Source organism: Priestia abyssalis, from assembly GCF_002019595.1.
GTDB lineage: Bacteria > Bacillota > Bacilli > Bacillales > Bacillaceae_H > Bacillus_BA > Bacillus_BA abyssalis.
In genome coordinates this window covers 3,074,871-3,091,234 of sequence record NZ_KV917369.1, presented here as the reverse complement: position 1 = coordinate 3,091,234, position 16,364 = coordinate 3,074,871, and the positions used below count along the sequence as shown (strand labels likewise).

The 16,364-nt window shown below is 41.3% G+C and carries 15 protein-coding genes and 2 riboswitches; of the genes, 11 read left to right on the top strand and 4 right to left on the bottom strand.

The features are described 5' to 3' along the window. The 7 genes from BK575_RS14845 (at position 1) to BK575_RS14815 (ending at position 6,311) form a co-directional block, all read left to right on the top strand. On the top strand, positions 1-1,482 hold the full coding sequence (locus BK575_RS14845; RefSeq protein WP_078411101.1) for a class I adenylate-forming enzyme family protein: 1,482 nt from the start codon (positions 1-3) through the stop codon (positions 1,480-1,482). Beyond that, positions 1,479-2,618 carry a thiolase C-terminal domain-containing protein gene (locus BK575_RS14840; protein ID WP_078411099.1) on the top strand — a complete coding sequence of 380 codons (1,140 nt, stop codon included), beginning with the start codon at positions 1,479-1,481 and terminating at the stop codon, positions 2,616-2,618. The genes BK575_RS14845 and BK575_RS14840 overlap by 4 nt, the downstream gene beginning before the upstream one ends. A 2-nt stretch (positions 2,619-2,620) precedes the next feature. Then, a complete protein-coding gene (locus BK575_RS14835) occupies positions 2,621-2,947 on the top strand; it encodes a Zn-ribbon domain-containing OB-fold protein (RefSeq protein ID WP_078411097.1) in 327 nt (108 codons plus the stop codon). Between the two features lie 322 nt (positions 2,948-3,269). Next, the gene (locus tag BK575_RS14830; protein WP_169907824.1) at positions 3,270-3,572 is read left to right on the top strand and encodes an EthD family reductase; all 303 of its coding nucleotides are present in this window, start codon (positions 3,270-3,272) and stop codon (positions 3,570-3,572) included. 130 nt (positions 3,573-3,702) lie between these two features. Further along, positions 3,703-4,575 (top strand): D-amino-acid transaminase, encoded by an 873-nt coding sequence (gene dat / locus BK575_RS14825; RefSeq protein ID WP_078411093.1) that lies wholly within the window; start codon positions 3,703-3,705, stop codon positions 4,573-4,575. A gap of 160 nt (positions 4,576-4,735) precedes the next feature. Then, entirely contained in the window at positions 4,736-5,443 is a 708-nt protein-coding gene (locus tag BK575_RS14820) for a class I SAM-dependent methyltransferase (protein WP_078411091.1), read from the top strand. A 142-nt stretch (positions 5,444-5,585) separates the two neighbouring features. Next, complete coding sequence (locus BK575_RS14815; protein ID WP_078411089.1) at positions 5,586-6,311, top strand: AAA family ATPase; 726 nt, start codon at positions 5,586-5,588, stop codon at positions 6,309-6,311. Between the two features lie 43 nt (positions 6,312-6,354). Here BK575_RS14815 and BK575_RS14810 read toward each other — a convergent pair whose 3' ends face one another. From BK575_RS14810 to BK575_RS14795, 3 genes are all read right to left on the bottom strand, one after another. Then, positions 6,355-7,716, bottom strand: a complete 1,362-nt coding sequence (locus BK575_RS14810; protein ID WP_078411087.1) for a D-serine ammonia-lyase — start codon at positions 7,714-7,716, stop codon at positions 6,355-6,357. 300 nt (positions 7,717-8,016) lie between these two features. Next, positions 8,017-9,687 carry a multicopper oxidase family protein gene (locus BK575_RS14805; RefSeq protein WP_328589510.1) on the bottom strand — a complete coding sequence of 557 codons (1,671 nt, stop codon included), beginning with the start codon at positions 9,685-9,687 and terminating at the stop codon, positions 8,017-8,019. A gap of 539 nt (positions 9,688-10,226) precedes the next feature. Beyond that, entirely contained in the window at positions 10,227-11,552 is a 1,326-nt protein-coding gene (locus BK575_RS14795) for an MFS transporter (protein ID WP_078411083.1), read from the bottom strand. Between the two features lie 124 nt (positions 11,553-11,676). Between BK575_RS14795 and BK575_RS14790 the strand changes: the two genes are divergently transcribed. From BK575_RS14790 to metE, 4 genes are all read left to right on the top strand, one after another. After that, positions 11,677-11,898 carry a DUF1659 domain-containing protein gene (locus tag BK575_RS14790; RefSeq protein WP_078411081.1) on the top strand — a complete coding sequence of 74 codons (222 nt, stop codon included), beginning with the start codon at positions 11,677-11,679 and terminating at the stop codon, positions 11,896-11,898. A 16-nt stretch (positions 11,899-11,914) separates the two neighbouring features. After that, the gene (locus BK575_RS14785; protein ID WP_078411079.1) at positions 11,915-12,130 is read left to right on the top strand and encodes a DUF2922 domain-containing protein; all 216 of its coding nucleotides are present in this window, start codon (positions 11,915-11,917) and stop codon (positions 12,128-12,130) included. Positions 12,131-12,194: 64 nt separating this feature from the next. Next, positions 12,195-12,335, top strand: coding sequence for a YvrJ family protein (locus tag BK575_RS14780; RefSeq protein ID WP_078414799.1), 141 nt, complete (start codon positions 12,195-12,197; stop codon positions 12,333-12,335). A 117-nt stretch (positions 12,336-12,452) separates the two neighbouring features. After that, positions 12,453-12,563, top strand: a riboswitch (SAM riboswitch). A gap of 110 nt (positions 12,564-12,673) precedes the next feature. Beyond that, a riboswitch (cobalamin riboswitch) is annotated at positions 12,674-12,866 on the top strand. A gap of 176 nt (positions 12,867-13,042) precedes the next feature. Then, positions 13,043-15,340, top strand: coding sequence for a 5-methyltetrahydropteroyltriglutamate--homocysteine S-methyltransferase (gene metE, locus BK575_RS14775; protein ID WP_078411077.1), 2,298 nt, complete (start codon positions 13,043-13,045; stop codon positions 15,338-15,340). A 135-nt stretch (positions 15,341-15,475) separates the two neighbouring features. On the opposite strand, the gene BK575_RS14770 is transcribed toward metE, so the two are convergent. After that, positions 15,476-16,180, bottom strand: coding sequence for a DUF421 domain-containing protein (locus tag BK575_RS14770; protein WP_078411075.1), 705 nt, complete (start codon positions 16,178-16,180; stop codon positions 15,476-15,478). Between the last annotated feature and the right edge of the window lie 184 nt (positions 16,181-16,364).

Sequence of the window (16,364 nt, the reverse complement as noted above, 5' to 3'; positions counted from 1 at the left end):
ATGGAGACACTTGGATCTTATATGAAAAAAGCATTTCGAACGTATCCGAATAAAACGGCTGTCAAGTTTGGCGATCAAACGATCACGTATGATGAGCTGCGTGTCCGCTCATGTCAGCTGGCCAACGGGATTAGAAGCTATCATTTGAAAAAAGGCGACCGGGTGGCGGTTTTAATGTCCAATCGTCCTGAACATGTCGAGTCGGATTGCGCTGTAGCGCTCGGCGGTTTCATCAAAGTTCCGCTCAATTACCGCCTTCACCCAAAAGAGCTTTCTTATATTATCGAAAATTCCGGCGCAAAGCTATTAATCGGGGAAAAAGAATTAATTCATAAAATCGATTCAGATATTCCGAAATTAGAGGTCGGAGATAAATATGAAGCGTGGCTTCTTCGCCAAAGCGAGGATTACCCGAAGTCAGAAGTGCAGGAAGATGATGTCTTTGTCATTATGTATACATCGGGAACGACGGGACGTCCAAAAGGCGGAATGCTTTCCCACCGAAACATGATCACCGGCGCTTTATCGCTTGCCCTCGCTTGTGAGGTGACGGCGGAAGACGTAATCGGACATGTGGCGCCGCTTACGCATGGCAGCAATTTTTTATCCCACATTGCGTGGCTATTCGGTCTGACACAAGTGATATTTAATCAATTTGAACCAAAAGAGTTTATCGATGATGTCGAAAAAGAAAAAGTGACGGTTCTTTTCCTTGTTCCGACGATGATCAATTTAATGATTCAAGACCGTGATTTTGATCCGGCAAAGCTTGAACATGTCAAATCGATCAACATGGCAGGCTCACCGATCGCGGCGGCAAAACTGCAAAAAGCACTGGAACTCTTGGGGCCAAAGTTCGTTCAAACATATGGACAGGTGGAAGCGCCGATGGTCATTACGATGATGCCGCGTCATGAACTGTCCCGTCGTCTCGATTCATGCGGGAAAGTCGGTCCGTTCGTCGAAGCGAAAGTGATCGATGAAAACGGGGAAGAAGTGAATGCCGGAGAAGTTGGTGAAGTTGTCTGCAAGGGGTCGCTCGTCATGAAAGGATATTGGAACAATCCAAGCGCAACGCTCGAGACAATCAAAAACGGCTGGCTTCATACGGGAGATATCGGCTGGATGGACGAACAAGGGTATCTTCATTTAGTAGATCGGAAAAAAGATGTTGTCATCAGCGGGGGAATGAACATTTATCCGCGTGAAGTCGAGGAAGTGCTCAATAAGCATGACGGTGTGAAAGAAACGTGTGTTCTTGGCGTACCTGATGAAAAGTGGGGCGAGCGCGTCATCGCCTACATTGTCGGAAACGGAACGTGTGATGTGACGAAAGAGGAATTAATGGAGCTTTGCGCAGAGCACCTGGCAGCCTTTAAAAAGCCGAAAGAAGTGTATCTGGTCGAGCAGCTGCCGAAAAGCTCGTATGGCAAAATCTTAAAGCGAACACTTCGCGAAAATTATGGGAGGGTAACGCAATGAGTAGTGTCGTCGTATCTGGGATTGGTTTGACGAAGTTTGGAACACATGAAGAATCGAGCGCCAAAGACCTTGTATTGCAAGCAAGCGTGCAGGCATTGAAAGACGCAGGCTTTCCGAAAATTGATGCAGTGTATGTCGGGAATTTCATGTCTGGGATGTTAAACAATCAAGAAGTGCTTGGCTCCATCATCGCCAATGAGTTGGGGCTTGGAAATATTCCGACCGCCAAAGTGGAAGGGGCTTGTGCGTCAGCGGGAATTGCCTTTCGCCAGGCGTATCTGATGATTCAAAACGGCGTGTACGATCACGTGCTTGTAGCCGGAGTGGAGAAGATGAAGCATGCGGCGACACAAGATGTGACAAAGGCCATCAATGCGGCAATGGACAATGGATCAAGCGATAAGCAAGCCGGTTTGACATTTCCGGCCTTTTTCGGACTTGTTGCCAACCGCTATTTCCATGAAACGGGAGCGAGTAAAAAACATTTGGCATTGGTCGCATTGAAAAATCGTGAATATGCGTTGAACAATCCCATCGCGCAGTTCCGAAAAGAAACGTCGGTGGAAGAGATCCTCAATGCCCGTCTGATTACCGATCCGCTCGGATTATTTGATTGCTCGCCGGCAACGGACGGAGCGGCGGCTGTCGTGCTTTCAAAAGGCGAAAATGGCGTGAAAATCATTGCTTCAGGACAAGCGTCAGGTCCTACGCAAATCGAATATATTGACAGTTTAACCTCCATTCCGGCCATCCGCGAATCTGCCCGTATTGCATACGAGCAGGCGAATCTTACGCCGGAAAATGTCGATGTGGTCGAGCTCCACGATTGCTTCTCCATGACGGAAATCATTGCAATTGAGGAACTGGGATTTGCGGAAAAAGGAATGGGATGGAAAGCGATTGAAGACGGCGAAACGAAACATGGGGGGAAAGTACCGGTGAATACAAGCGGAGGGCTCTTATCAAGAGGCCATCCGATCGGAGCGACAGGATTGGCGCAAATCATTCAAATCGTCCTGCAGCTGCGCGGAGAGGCGCCAAACCAAGTACACGGAGCGAAAATCGGGCTCGCGCAAAATTTGGGCGGTACTGGTGCGTATTCGACGGTTCATATTTTTGAAAAGGCGGGTGTGTAACGATGGATATGACGATTTTCGTATGTGAACGGTGCGGGGAACCTTCCTTAAAAAAGCGGCTTCTTTGCCGCGGTTGTCATCACGAACAGCTGACAGAGCAAAATATTTCGGGACAGGGAACGATCTATTCCTTTTCCACCATTCATATTTCATCTGCTGAATTCCAGCAAGATGCGCCGTATACGGTCGTTGTCGTTGAACTTCAAAACGGGTTGAAAGTGACCGGAAGAGTAAAGGGACAAGCGGCCATCGGCGAGCATGTGAAAGTGCGCGAAAAGGTGAACGACATTTACTATTTCGACTATGTAAAAGCGACAAATATCCACTGATTAGAAAGTACTTTAAAGGGTCAGCATGTTAAAAAGCTTTTCGGAAAAGGTTGTTTCTTTTCCGGAGGGCTTTTTTGTTTGTCCATCTATATAAATCGAGTTAGAAAATTCGACATGACCAAAGAGCAGCCATGCCAAATTTTCTAACCTTTGAGGGCGGATTCGAGTTGTCTAGACTACCGATTGTGAATATCTCTCCATAAAATAAAAACGTGTCGAGTTATTAAGTGAAATGTATATAGAGCAGACCAAAAATGCCGGTCATGAATAAAACGATTTTGGATAATCTAACTACGTGATTCGCTGACGAGGAGGAATGGGAATGGCAAAAATGATCATCATGTATCAACATCCTACTGATAAAGAACGATTTAATGACCATTATTTCGGTACTCATACGGCATTGGCGAGCAAAGTGCCGCATGTGAAGCATTTTTCGATTCATCAAGTGTCGAAAACAAATAAAGAAGGTCTAGACTTATATCTGATTTCGGAAATCGAATTCGAAAGTGCAGAAGAATGTGAAGCGGTGATGAATTCGGCCGAATGGAAAGAGATGGAACGAGATGCATCCAATCTGGCCCATTTTTTAGCAGATCCCCCATTGGTCATCATGACACAGTAGAGTTGTTATTAAAATCATTATTTAAACCAAAGATGAAAAATGATAATGGAAAATGTTCTATGATCGTTTTCTTTAATATGGAAGGATTTTCCGAAAAAGCCTCGAATTATGTCAATGAAGAGGTGAGAATATGGAAAAGTATATATTATGGAATGGAGATATACTCACTAAGGAGGAAAAAGACAGCTTTGTATCATTTGAAGACCGCGGCTATCAATTCGGTGACGGGGTGTACGAAGTGATTCGTCTTTATAAGGGGATGGCGCATTTGCTTGGTCCACATCTGGAGCGGCTGTTTCGGTCGATGAAGGAGCTGGAAATTGTTTCTCCTTTCACAAAAGAACAGTTGATTGATCAGTTGGAAAAGTTAATAGCCAAAAATCATTTCGATGAGGATGGCAATCTGTACATTCAGGTCACACGCGGGATTCAGCCGCGGAATCACGTATATGAACGTGACTTGACGGCGGTTTATTTCGCGAAAATCGATCAGTTTCCGAAACCGCTTGATTTAATGCAAAACGGGGTTCATGTGACCGTAATGGAGGACATTCGCTGGCTGCGCTGCGACATTAAATCATTGAATTTGCTGCCGAATGTGATGGCCAAGGCGAGCGCCCAGCGAAAAGGATGTTATGAACCGCTGTTTGTAAGGGATGACATCGTTCGTGAGTGCGGATCTGCCAACTTCTTTTTGATCAAAGACGGGGTGTTAATCACACATCCGGCGAACAACCTGATTTTAAATGGAATTACAAGAATGCACGTCCTTCAATTAGCGAAGGAACTGACCATTCCAGTCGAGGAGCGGGAAATTGCCCGTGAGGAATTATATACGGCAGACGAATGCTTTTTGACGGCGACTCCGATCGAAATCGTTCCCATCACAGCCATTGATGATCATATAGTCAACGGTGGAGAGGTTGGAGAAATCACTAGGAAGCTTCAGGCAGCCTATGAACAAAGTCTGACTGAATGGAAACATGAAGTTGGGCTTGTGTAAATTTTTCATATGATAAAAAGTTCCTTGTTTACGGCGGCAAGGAACTTTTTTATTCATATTTTCTTGTTAAATGAATGAGAGATTGGCAGAAAAAGAGGTTAATATTTCCAATAAGTTGTGATAATCTATATGTAATTCCTATTATTAGAGGTGAGTGTAGTTGAGTAGAGTCGAGCAGAGCGCAAAATTAGATTTAGAACGAATCGTGTTTATCGGAAGGACTTTCGAAGAGTATATAGACATGTTTTCTCTTTCGATAGAAGAATGGAAGGGAAAGAAAATACTCGATTGTCCAGCAGGAGCTTGTTCGTTTACAGCTGTTGGCAACCAATTAGGTTTAGATGTAACGGCTTGTGATATTGCGTATGATCATTCCGGTGAAGACCTGAAAAACAAAGGCCTTCAGGATATTGAACATGCGATGGAACATATGCAAAAAGTGCAAAGTAATTATGTATGGGATTATTTTGAAGATATAGAGAGCCTCAGAAAACATCGTTTGAGTGCCTTAAATGATTGTACGAACGATATGGCGGAATCGAGTGAAAGGTACGTTCCCGTTACGCTGCCTTCATTACCGTTTAAAGACGGAGAGTTTGATTTCATTCTTTCCGCACACTTTCTTTTCATGTATGCTGACAGATTAGATTACCAATTTCATATAAAAACGCTAAATGAGTTATTGAGAGTGACGAAAGAGGAAATTCGTATTTTCCCTTTAGTTGATTTGGAAGGAAAACGATATGAACATTTAGACCAATTGGTAAGCTTTCTAACGGAAAAGGGATGTACGGTCGAAGAGGTTCAAGTTCCATATGAATTTCAAACAAATGCTAACTCGATGTTAAAAATATATAAATCCACATAAATCATTTAACATGGGCAAAGAGCGCCCATGCTAAATGATTTGAGGAAAAGACTAGGAAGGATCATCTTAAATAGACCTTTTTTATTTTAGAATTGAGTCAGATCTATCCGTTTATTTGATATACTTTTTATAGGTGATGAACATGTTTTTGAAACGAATTACACTTTTACGTGAAGATATTCCTTCTATGGACCGTTATCCGTTTTCAATGCCTTCTATAAAAACTCTTGATGAGATCCATTTGGAAAGTAATGTAACCTTCTTCGTGGGAGAAAATGGCTCTGGAAAATCTACTTTGTTAGAAGCGATTGCAGACAAATGTGATTTTAATACTGCAGGAGGCGGACGCAACAATACATACGATGTTTATGCATCAGAATCCGCATTAGGGAAATATATAAGGCTTTCGTGGCTGCCTAAAGTAACGAATGGTTTCTTCTTGCGGGCGGAATCGTTTTACAACTTTGCTACTCATATTGATGAAGTGGATGACACAGGGTTTAGAAGTTATGGCGGGCGATCTCTTCACGAACAGTCGCATGGAGAATCCTTTTTGTCATTATTTTTGCATCGCTTTAAGGGGAAATCTATTTATCTGTTAGATGAACCAGAGGCAGCTTTGTCACCAGCAAGGCAGCTAACTTTCTTGAAAATTATTCATGACCTGGCTTCTAAAGGTGACGCACAGTTTATCATTGCCACACATTCTCCCATCCTATTAGGCTATCCAGATGCAGATATTTTAAGTTTTGATGATGGTCACATTTCAAAAATCGAATATGAAATGACGGATCATTATCAAATAACAAAATACTTTTTGCAGCATCGGGAAAAGTTTCTTTCGGAAATATTTAGCGAAGAGGAATGATTGTGGAAATAAAAACACGGGGGCAGTTAACCCCCGTGTTGAATTATTTTTGATCCTCTGCCATTAAATTCAATCCTTTTTGATAATATTGCTTCATGATTTCTTCAGGAACCATATTTCCGCCAGTTCCCCAAATGATGTGCGTACCATTATCCATTTTTTCTGTTAAATGATGCTTCCGTAAATAATCGGTTCCTTCTTTACATAGTTTAATGGGCCCTATCATGCCTGCCAGTGCTGAAGGTTCTAAATGAATGCCCTCTGTATCAACTAATTCCTTTAATAATTTATACAACTGTTCATCGCTAACTGTATAATTACCACTTAGGAAGGGTTCTATCGTTTTACCCACAAATCCAGATGGCCTTCCTACAGCAAGTCCATCAGCATCTGTTACATTATCAATACCAATATCTTGTACAGAAATTTTATCATGAAGTCCAGTCATTAAACCAAGTAACATGCATGGAGAGTGGGTAGGTTCTGCAAAGAAACAGTGAACATGGTCTTGATACAATAACTTCAAACCAAAAGCTATACCGCCAGGACCGCCGCCTACCCCGCATGGAAGGTAAACAAACAAAGGATGATTTTCATCAATGGTTATCTCTAGCTCTTCTAATTGTTTTTTCAATCGGGATGCTGCCACTGCGTATCCTAAAAATAGGTCGTGGGAATTTTCATCATCCACAAAATAACATGCAGGATCCCCATCTGCTTGGAGCCGCCCTTCTTCTACTGCTTTACTATAATCTGCTTCATATTCAATTACATGAACATTTTTGCTTCGAAGTAAATCTTTTTTCCATTGTTTTGCATCAGCCGACATATGAACAGTCACATTAAAGCCTAACTTTGCACTCATGATGCCGATACTAAGTCCTAAATTTCCAGTCGAGCCTACTGCGATGGAATATTGTGAGAAGAATGTTCGAAACTGATCACTATCTAAAATGGAATAGTCGTCTTGAATCGTTAATAATCCATGTTGAAGAGCTAATTCTTCTGCATGTTTGAGAACTTCATAAATCCCGCCTCTTGCTTTTATAGACCCTGATATAGGAAGGTGACTATCACACTTAAGTAATAATTCACCTAATACAGGTGGTTGATAATTCTGTTCTAAAGATTGTTTCATGGAAGGAATTCTCACTAAAGGAGATTCTATGATCCCATTCATCTTTTTTGTTTCCGGGAATGCCTTGGCGATATATGGAGCGAAACGTTTCAACCTTTCCTCCGCATCCTTTACATCCTCTTTAGTAAGAGGGGATTTTTTCATTCCTGTTTGAAATTTTTCTATATTAGGATTGAACCACAATATTTCCTCCATCGAAATGAGTTTGTTTAGTAAAGGATATTGGTCTTTCCATGTTTGTATATCTCTGCTTTCAATCTCTGTCATTAAGTGAATCCTCCTAGTTGACTTGGTTATCGCCACCAAAATGAAGTGGAATAAAATATAATTTAATAAACGTTAAATAAAATTTAACACGAATCATTTTGATTGTTAAGTTTTATTTTAAATTATTAAATTAAAATTAATATTTTATTCTCAAGGAGTGCCTAAAAATGAAGAATACAGATATTGATAAGAAGGTTATTTTTTATGTTTAAAGAATTAAATATAAAAAAGCTTGGGTTACGGATCATCCAAGCTTTTTTGGAGGGGGGGGGTCAGTGCTGTCTCAAGTAACAATATTAACTAATCACAATACTTTTTAATAATTCTCAATGGTCTCATCATGTCGTGATCTTCATGTTCAAGAATGTGGCAGTGCCATACATATTCTCCTGTGAAATTTTTAAAATGGGCAATTATTCTTGTAACTTTACCAGGTTCAACTCTTACAGTATCTTTCCAGCCTCTTTCACTTGGATCTAACCCTTTTGTAATTGGATCGAGTGGTTTATATTCAATTCCTTCACCTTTTTCAATCCATAGGTCTGCATTAAAATTGTTTACATTAAACTCTCGGCGATCGAGTATCTGGAATTGAACAAGATGAAGATGAATCGGATGTGAAATGTTTGGAGGAATGCCAAGAGGACTATTAGGATTGAAAACAGGGTTCGCCAATTCCCATATTTCTATACTATCATACTCAGGTGTTTCTGTAGCAGGATCACCAAACATTTTGTGATTTAAAGTTAACATATTTCTTCCTTGCATATCTGTATCTTGAGTCATAACAAATCTTCTAGTTTTTATTGCCATATCTTCGTGTAATTTCTCAAAGTGGCGAAGTTCTTCAGGTATTACGCTTTTATCTTCACCTTTAAGAGGAAGCTCTACTCTAAACTGCATAACATCTTCTTTAAAAGTTTCTGGATTCCCCTGAAGGTCTAATTCTTCCGTTTTAAGAGTAATAGTCTGACCTTCTAAACCCGAAAAATCGATTATAACATCTAAACGTTCAGCAGGATCTAGCGGAAATTTTTCTGTTGACCGAGATTCATCAATCATGCCGCCATCAGTGCTTATTTGCCAGAAGGATTGTCCATTTGAGAGTTTGAAAGTAAAACCGTTTGTATTTGAAGCATTTAACATTCTAAAGCGGTACTTTCTAGGCTCCACCTCAAGATAAGGCCATACCTTTCCATTGACAACCATGGTATTCCCAATAAAGGCACGAACGACCGAAGGGTTAACCGATGAGGGAGGGGTTGTATTTTCCGGATAAAAAAGTGAGCCATCTGTTCGAAAGGTTTTATCTTGTATCATAAGCGGTATATCATATTTCCCCGTAGGAAGATCAAGGCTCTGCTCATGAAAGTCGTGAATAAGATAGAAACCTGCCAAACCAGCATAAATATTGAGCCTTGTAGCCCCTAATGCATGGTCATGATACCAGAGTGTTGTTGCCTGTTGTTGATTAGGATATTCATATACTTGCCTGCTATATTTTGGACCTGTATATTCGAAATTACGTGAAAACCAAGCGTCAGGGTGGCCATCGCTATCAGGAGCAACATTGGCGCCATGAAGATGCACGACAGTACGCACCTCTGGATTATCAATAGCACCGTGTAAAGTTTTATCCACTGGTAAAAAGTGTTTTAATGGCAGATTATTTATCCATTTTACTGTAACGGCATGACCTTTCATTGTTTCAATAGTAGGTCCAGGATATATACCGTTATAGCCATAGATTTCAGTTTCTTTAAAGTCCTTATGAAATTTATGCTTAGCACGCTTCATTTCAATCTCATAATAATCATACTCATTTCCTTGTGATTTTGGCTTTAGCACCTTTGGAATTGGAAGCTTATCAACAAATTTTTGTATAGTTGATGGATTCATCACTGGAAATTTGGTATTTTCGGTATTTTTAGTATGTTTATTATCTTCAGGGTGTACATCATTTTCTTCCATAAAAGTCACCTTCTTTTTTACTATTTTCATAGTATATTTAGAAGCATTGCTTCAAATCTATTATATTCAAGAAAAAAACAGAGGTTACATGGAAGGGTCTGCCTCCGCGGAAATAATGAATCAGGCCAGAAAAGATGCGAGAGAAACAAGCAGGCATAGTGAGAACGAGGTAAAGCGATTGATTTTGGCTACAAATGAATCATTATGTTACCCAGATATGAATTGGATATGCATTGGCAAGAAGGCAAAAAGGCTACTTCTTTCCGGTCAAGTAGTCTTTTTATACCATTCTTATAATTTTGATTGATAATCGCAGTATAAATGGAAGATTTGAGACGGGGATGCTTGCTCTATTTTCTGAAAATAGCATTTCTATTTATAGTTCATTTAACCGTTCTGGTCCTTTCAGTGCAAGATTAGTAGGAGGAACAGGGACCAGTCGTTTTTCTTAACTGGTCCCTGTATCTTCAGGAGAAAAGTTACATCTAAAATGAAATAACTTTATTGTCACTTTACAGGTGAAACGACATTTGAGCCCATCACCCGTTTTTCGCCGCATTCGGATAGGAAGGGGCTGGCAGCGTGCGGGTGGAGATTGCCGGCAAAATGAAGCTGAGCGTTGCTGCGAGCACAAGCAAGCCGATTGAAAATAGAATGGAAGAATCATAGCCACCGGATAAATCAAACAGGACACCTGGAATGTACGAACCTAGTGCCGATCCGACTTGGTGGCTTAAATAAAGCCAGCCGATCACTTCTCCGACGGATACGTGTTTGAAGTATTCAGATGCGAGCTTAATCGTAGGGGCGACGGTCGCGAAATCTACGATTCCAAACAAAATGGCAAAGGTCAGCAGCAGCCATGATTCATCGATCATAAAGCCGAGAAAAGCGGCATCATTTAACATGATAAGCAATAAACAAACGGTCAATGCCCGCATGCCATACAAAAACGTTAAAATATGCTTGCAGCTCCAGCGGTCGGATAAATGGCCTGACAGTACGGTTCCCATAATGTTAAACGCCGCTAATAAACTGACGGCCGTGCCGATGATGCCGGGTGAAAACCCGCATAGTTGCGCAAATGGGATGAGATGGGTATCCATAAGCCCCGTCGTCGTTACCCCGCAAACGAAGAAAGGGATCATTAAGAATAAAAACTCTTTTCGCTTCAGAAGGCGGAAAATCGAAACTGGCTGTAATGGCTGTGTTTCTTTCTTGTCCTGTGAGGTTTCCGCCTCGTCGGCCGCGGCTTCGCCGTATGGGAGCAAATCTTTATCGGACGGGGAGTTACGCAGAAACAGCCACAGCAATGGAAAAACAGCCACAGTAAGAACTGTTCCAAGCAATAGAACCGTTTGTTTCCATCCGAAGCTCTCGATTAGTAATAGAGAGAGTGGAACTAAAACCAATTGTCCGGAAGCGGTACCGGCGGACATCAAGCCTAAAGCAAATCCGCGTTTATCTGAAAACCATTTGGTGATGGCGACCGAACCGACGACGTTAGAAGCACCGCCGAAACCGATGGACGCAATGACGCCGTAAATGAGCATGAGGTGCCAGGAGGCTGTCGCAAAAAACGTGCAAAGCGTTGCTACCCCGATCAGCAGCATGCTGTACGATAAAACGTTGCGAACCCCGTATGTATCGACCAGTTTTCCGATATAAGGCTGTGAAATGGCAAATACGATATAGCTGATGAAAGAAATCATCGAAATTATCCCGCGACTTGCGGAGAATTCATTTTCCCACGGTGCCATGAAAGCCCCGAATGACAGCCTTACCCCTTGAGCGGCCAATAACGCAATGAAACCGAGAAATAAAATAATCCACGCATAGTGGACGTTTCGAATTGTCTTTTTCATATCACTTTCTCCTGCCCTTTTTCCCTTCATTTTATCAGTTTTTTAAGAAAAATAGTAAAATTCCGAATTGGTTCTCCCCCTTTTTGTTTGTTTTGCCTATATAAGAGGTGAAGGGGGTGAGAAAATGGCAGATGTAGTGATTCAAGAACGTCAATTACGTTTAGTACTCGAAGCCGGAGTCGATGAAAAGGGTAACCCGAAATTCAAAAGCAAAAACTTCAACAACATTAAACTGACAGCTGCGGCGGATGCTTTATTGGATGTTGCTGAAGCGATTGCCGGACTGCAAACATTAACGCTTGTTCAAGTGGAACAAAACGATTCTCATTTATTATCCCGAAACTAATTAAAGGAGGCACACGATGGCTAAAACATTGGTTTTGCAATTTATTAATACTATGAATAAAACATCAACTTTATCGATTGAAAACCCGATCGAGCCGGTTGACCCGGTAAAGGTGAATACGGTGATGGATCAAATTATCGCGGCGAATGTGTTCATCACATCGGGCGGAGAGCTTTTGTCGAAAAAAGGCGCCTATGTCGTTGAGCGCAATGTAGACGATATCGAATTATAATCGAATGAAAAGGGTCCCTCCATCCTTACGATGAGGGGACCTTTTTACGAAGGGAATGAAACGTGTGGAAGAGTGGATGACATTTGTCTCCGACGTCGGCTTTCCGATTATCGTGACACTGTATTTGCTGCATCGCATCGAATCGAAGCTTGATACATTGATCACGTCCATCGAAAAAATTCCGGAGCAAATGAAAGAAGCATAAGTTAAAGTCAAATGAAAAATAATCCCGTATTGATATTTTTTTGAAAATTCTTTTTGACAGCTTATGTTTATCATGATAATATAACTATTAAATTCAAAACATTATAAAATATCAAAACTCTTATTGAGAGCGGTGGAGGGACTGGCCCTGTGAAACCCGGCAACCATTCAACAACTTTGTTGAAAAGGTGCTAATTCCTACAAAGCATAGTGCTTTGACAAATAAGAGAGGATTCCATAAGGAATGAAAGCCTCTCTATTTTCAAATAGAGAGGCTTTTGTGTTTAAGAAGGTGTTAGCGAAGAGTGATTTTAACTCTAACACTTTTCTTATTAAAACTTCATAACAAATGCATCAGGTGCTGTGTGAATGATTTACTCAGCTTAAAAGGGAAGACCGGTGAGATGCCGGCACGGTCCCGCCACTGTGATGGGGAGCGACTTATCAATGAGCCACTGTTTCATATTGAAATGGGAAGGGATAAGAAGCGATGAACCTAAGTCAGGAGACCTGCCTGTTGTGTGCGCTTGTACTCTACGTGGATATAGGGAGGAGTGAGGAATACGTGTTGAGAAAATCAGAATATCTCAACTCTAGTTAGCTATGCGTATGAATCTCTCTTTTCTAGTTAGAAAAGGGAGATTTTTTAGTTGAGGACAAACATACAAACATACAAACATACAAACATACAAGGAGTGTAAACAGACGATGACTACAGTAAAAAGCTCGAATTTAGGTTATCCAAGAATTGGTGAAAAACGCGAATGGAAACAAGCACTTGAACAGTTTTGGGCAGGGAAGCTAGAAAAAGACGCATTCTTAACACAAATGGAGGACATTCGCCTCCAGCATCTTCAGAAGCAAAAGGATCAAGGAATTGATTTGATCCCGATTGGAGACTTTAGCTTGTATGATCACGTGCTTGATACAGCGGTTATGTTTGGCTTAGTGCCAAAACGTTTTGAATACAGTGGAGGTCCCGTATCGCTTGAAACGTACTTTAATATAGCACGAGGCACTGCAGGGGCAGTGGCATCTGAAATGACAAAATGGTTTAACACAAATTATCACTATATTGTTCCGGAACTGAACGACGCAGTACCTGCTCTTGTTGAAAACCGTCCGCTGCAATTTTATAAAGAGGCAAAGCAAAAGCTTAATATTGAAGGAAAGCCAGTTATCTTAGGCCCTGTCACATTCGTAAAACTATCAAAAGGCTATCAAAAAAGTGAGTTCAAAACAGTTGTGGATCAATTTGTACCGTTTTATGCTGACATTCTACGCCAATTACAACAAGAAGGAGTAGAGTGGGTCCAAATCGATGAACCGATTTTAGCAACTACGATTTCAAAAGAAGAGGTTGCGTTATGCAATGAGGTTTATCAAGCGTTGCATGAAGCAGCACCAAACGTAAAGGTGATTTTGCAAACGTACTTTGAGAGCATTGACCATTACGAAGATGTTATCTCACTTCCTGTTCAAGGAATTGGACTTGATTTTGTCCATGATTCCGGTCAAAATCTTGCGGCTTTGAAAAAGTACGGTTTCCCACAAGATAAGGTGCTGGCAGCTGGAGTCATTGATGGACGCAACATATGGCGTGCGAATCTAGATCATAAGCTCTCCATTCTGACAGAGATTGCAGAAGCCGTTTCAAAAGACCGTGTCATTGTACAGCCTTCGTCAAGCTTGTTGCATGTACCTGTGACAGTGAAAAACGAAGAAGCGCTCGATGAAATCTTAACAGGTGCATTAGCGTTTGCTGATGAAAAATTACATGAGATTGTTGTCCTTGCAAAAGGACTGCAAGAAGGAAAAGAAGCGATACAGGCAGAAATTGCGGTGAGTGTAGAAGCTATCGAAGCATTGAATCAATCATCCGTTCGAAACAATACAGAAGTTCAGGTAGCCACTCGCAGCCTGCATACGTATAAAGCAGATCGACAAGCGCCGTTTAGCGTACGTCAAGGATTGCAAGAAGAAGCTTTTCAATTGCCGCTTCTTCCAACTACAACGATTGGAAGCTTCCCGCAAACGCAAGAAGTACGAAAACAGCGTCTAAATTGGCGTAAAGGCGAGTTAACCGATGCGCAATATGAAGAATATATAAAAGCAGAAATTAAAAAATGGATCGACATTCAAGAAGAGCTTGGCCTAGATGTGTTTGTACATGGAGAATTTGAACGTACAGACATGGTTGAATATTTCGGTGAAAAATTAGCAGGCTTCCAATTTACAAAATTCGGCTGGGTTCAGTCATATGGCTCCCGTTGTGTAAAGCCGCCGCTTATTTATGGAGACGTTGCTTATATCGACCCGATGACCGTCGCAGAAACCGTATATGCCCAATCGTTAACAGCGAAGCCTGTAAAAGGAATGCTGACAGGTCCCATCACCATTTTAAACTGGTCGTTTGTACGCGATGATATTTCCCGCTATGATGTGGCAAATCAAATTGCGCTTGCGCTTCGAAAAGAAGTTGAAGCACTTGAGGAAAACGGGATCCGCATGATTCAAGTTGATGAACCGGCAATTCGTGAGGGGCTGCCGTTAAAACAGGAGAAAAAGCAAAGTTACCTTGACGCTGCCGTGTATGCATTCAAGCTCGCAACAGCGTCTGTCCAAAACGATACACAAATTCATACTCATATGTGTTATTCAGATTTTAAAAATATTATCGATGCCATCAAAGCGCTCGATGCAGATGTTATTTCGATTGAAACATCAAGAAGTCATGGGGAATTAATTCATGCCTTTGAAGAAAATACGTATGACAAAGGCATCGGTCTTGGTGTGTATGACATTCATAGTCCGCGTGTACCAAAGCTTGAAGAGCTGACAAGAAACATTGATCGCGCCCTGCAGGTGCTTGATCCAAAGCTGTTTTGGATTAATCCTGATTGCGGTTTAAAAACACGCGGTATTGATGAGACGGTTGCAGCGCTGAAGGTGATGGTTGAAGCGGCAGAACAAACGAGAGAAAAGCTGTATGTAAAAAAAGGATAATAATCGTAAGTACGATAGTATGTTTAGCTAAAAACGAGATCTTTTATCAGATCTCGTTTTTAATTTGCCCTCTCAAAGAGAAGAAAGAATGATAAGATAAATAAGTAAGGGGATGGCTCAAAAGGAGCCATCCCCTTACTTATACAAAAAAATCTTTACGTTATCGTTATTGTCGATGGTCGCCAATAAGATGTCCTCTACGTCGACGTTATAGGTGGTTTTAATCTTGCTTTTGAGCCAAATTTCGTCTTTGCCTGTTTGACTCAATTCACTGAAATCGATTTTTCCTTCCTTAATAATCGTTCGCGGAAAGACAAATGGTTTTGGCGCTAATTGCATATCGGCTTGTGTGATCGTCTGATGCTGCGGCTTCAAGAAAAGGGAAATATGACCGTCTGCTTCCCATAAGGCAAGAGCCACTTTTTGCACATCTTCAACCTGTTCTTTTCTTAACCCCGCTAATAGAAAATCGAGGGATATTCTTGCCTTGGATAAATTTTTGTAAATAATCTCCCCATTTTTTATGAGAGGGAAGGGCGGAGGGTCAAGGAAATGGCTCATTCTGGCCCACTTTAAACTCAAAAATACACCGGCCGCATATAATACAACCAATACGGTCATCGTAATCATCGATCCTTTTAACCCTAATTCTTCATCCGATAAAGGATGGGCAATGATGTTTCCAAGCATTAAAGCCATGACAAAATCAAGCAGCCTTAGCTGGGAAATGGATCTTTGCCCCATAATCTTAGTAGCAAAGAGCAAGAAGAAAAAAGAAACAATGGCCCTTAAAATCCACTGAATGGCAACAAGGGATTCCTGCCCATGAAAAAAGTCCATTTCCAACTCACATCCTCAAGTTCGTTTGTCCCGGATTAACAGGCAGCCAAGCTTCCTTTGCATGAAGGTCCACTTTACGGTAAAAAATCTAACGGTTATTATGACCAATAAGTCGAGTATTATGTTGAAACTTGTTTATAACGGACGAAGTTAAATCATCAGCATCGTGGATTATTTTTCCTAT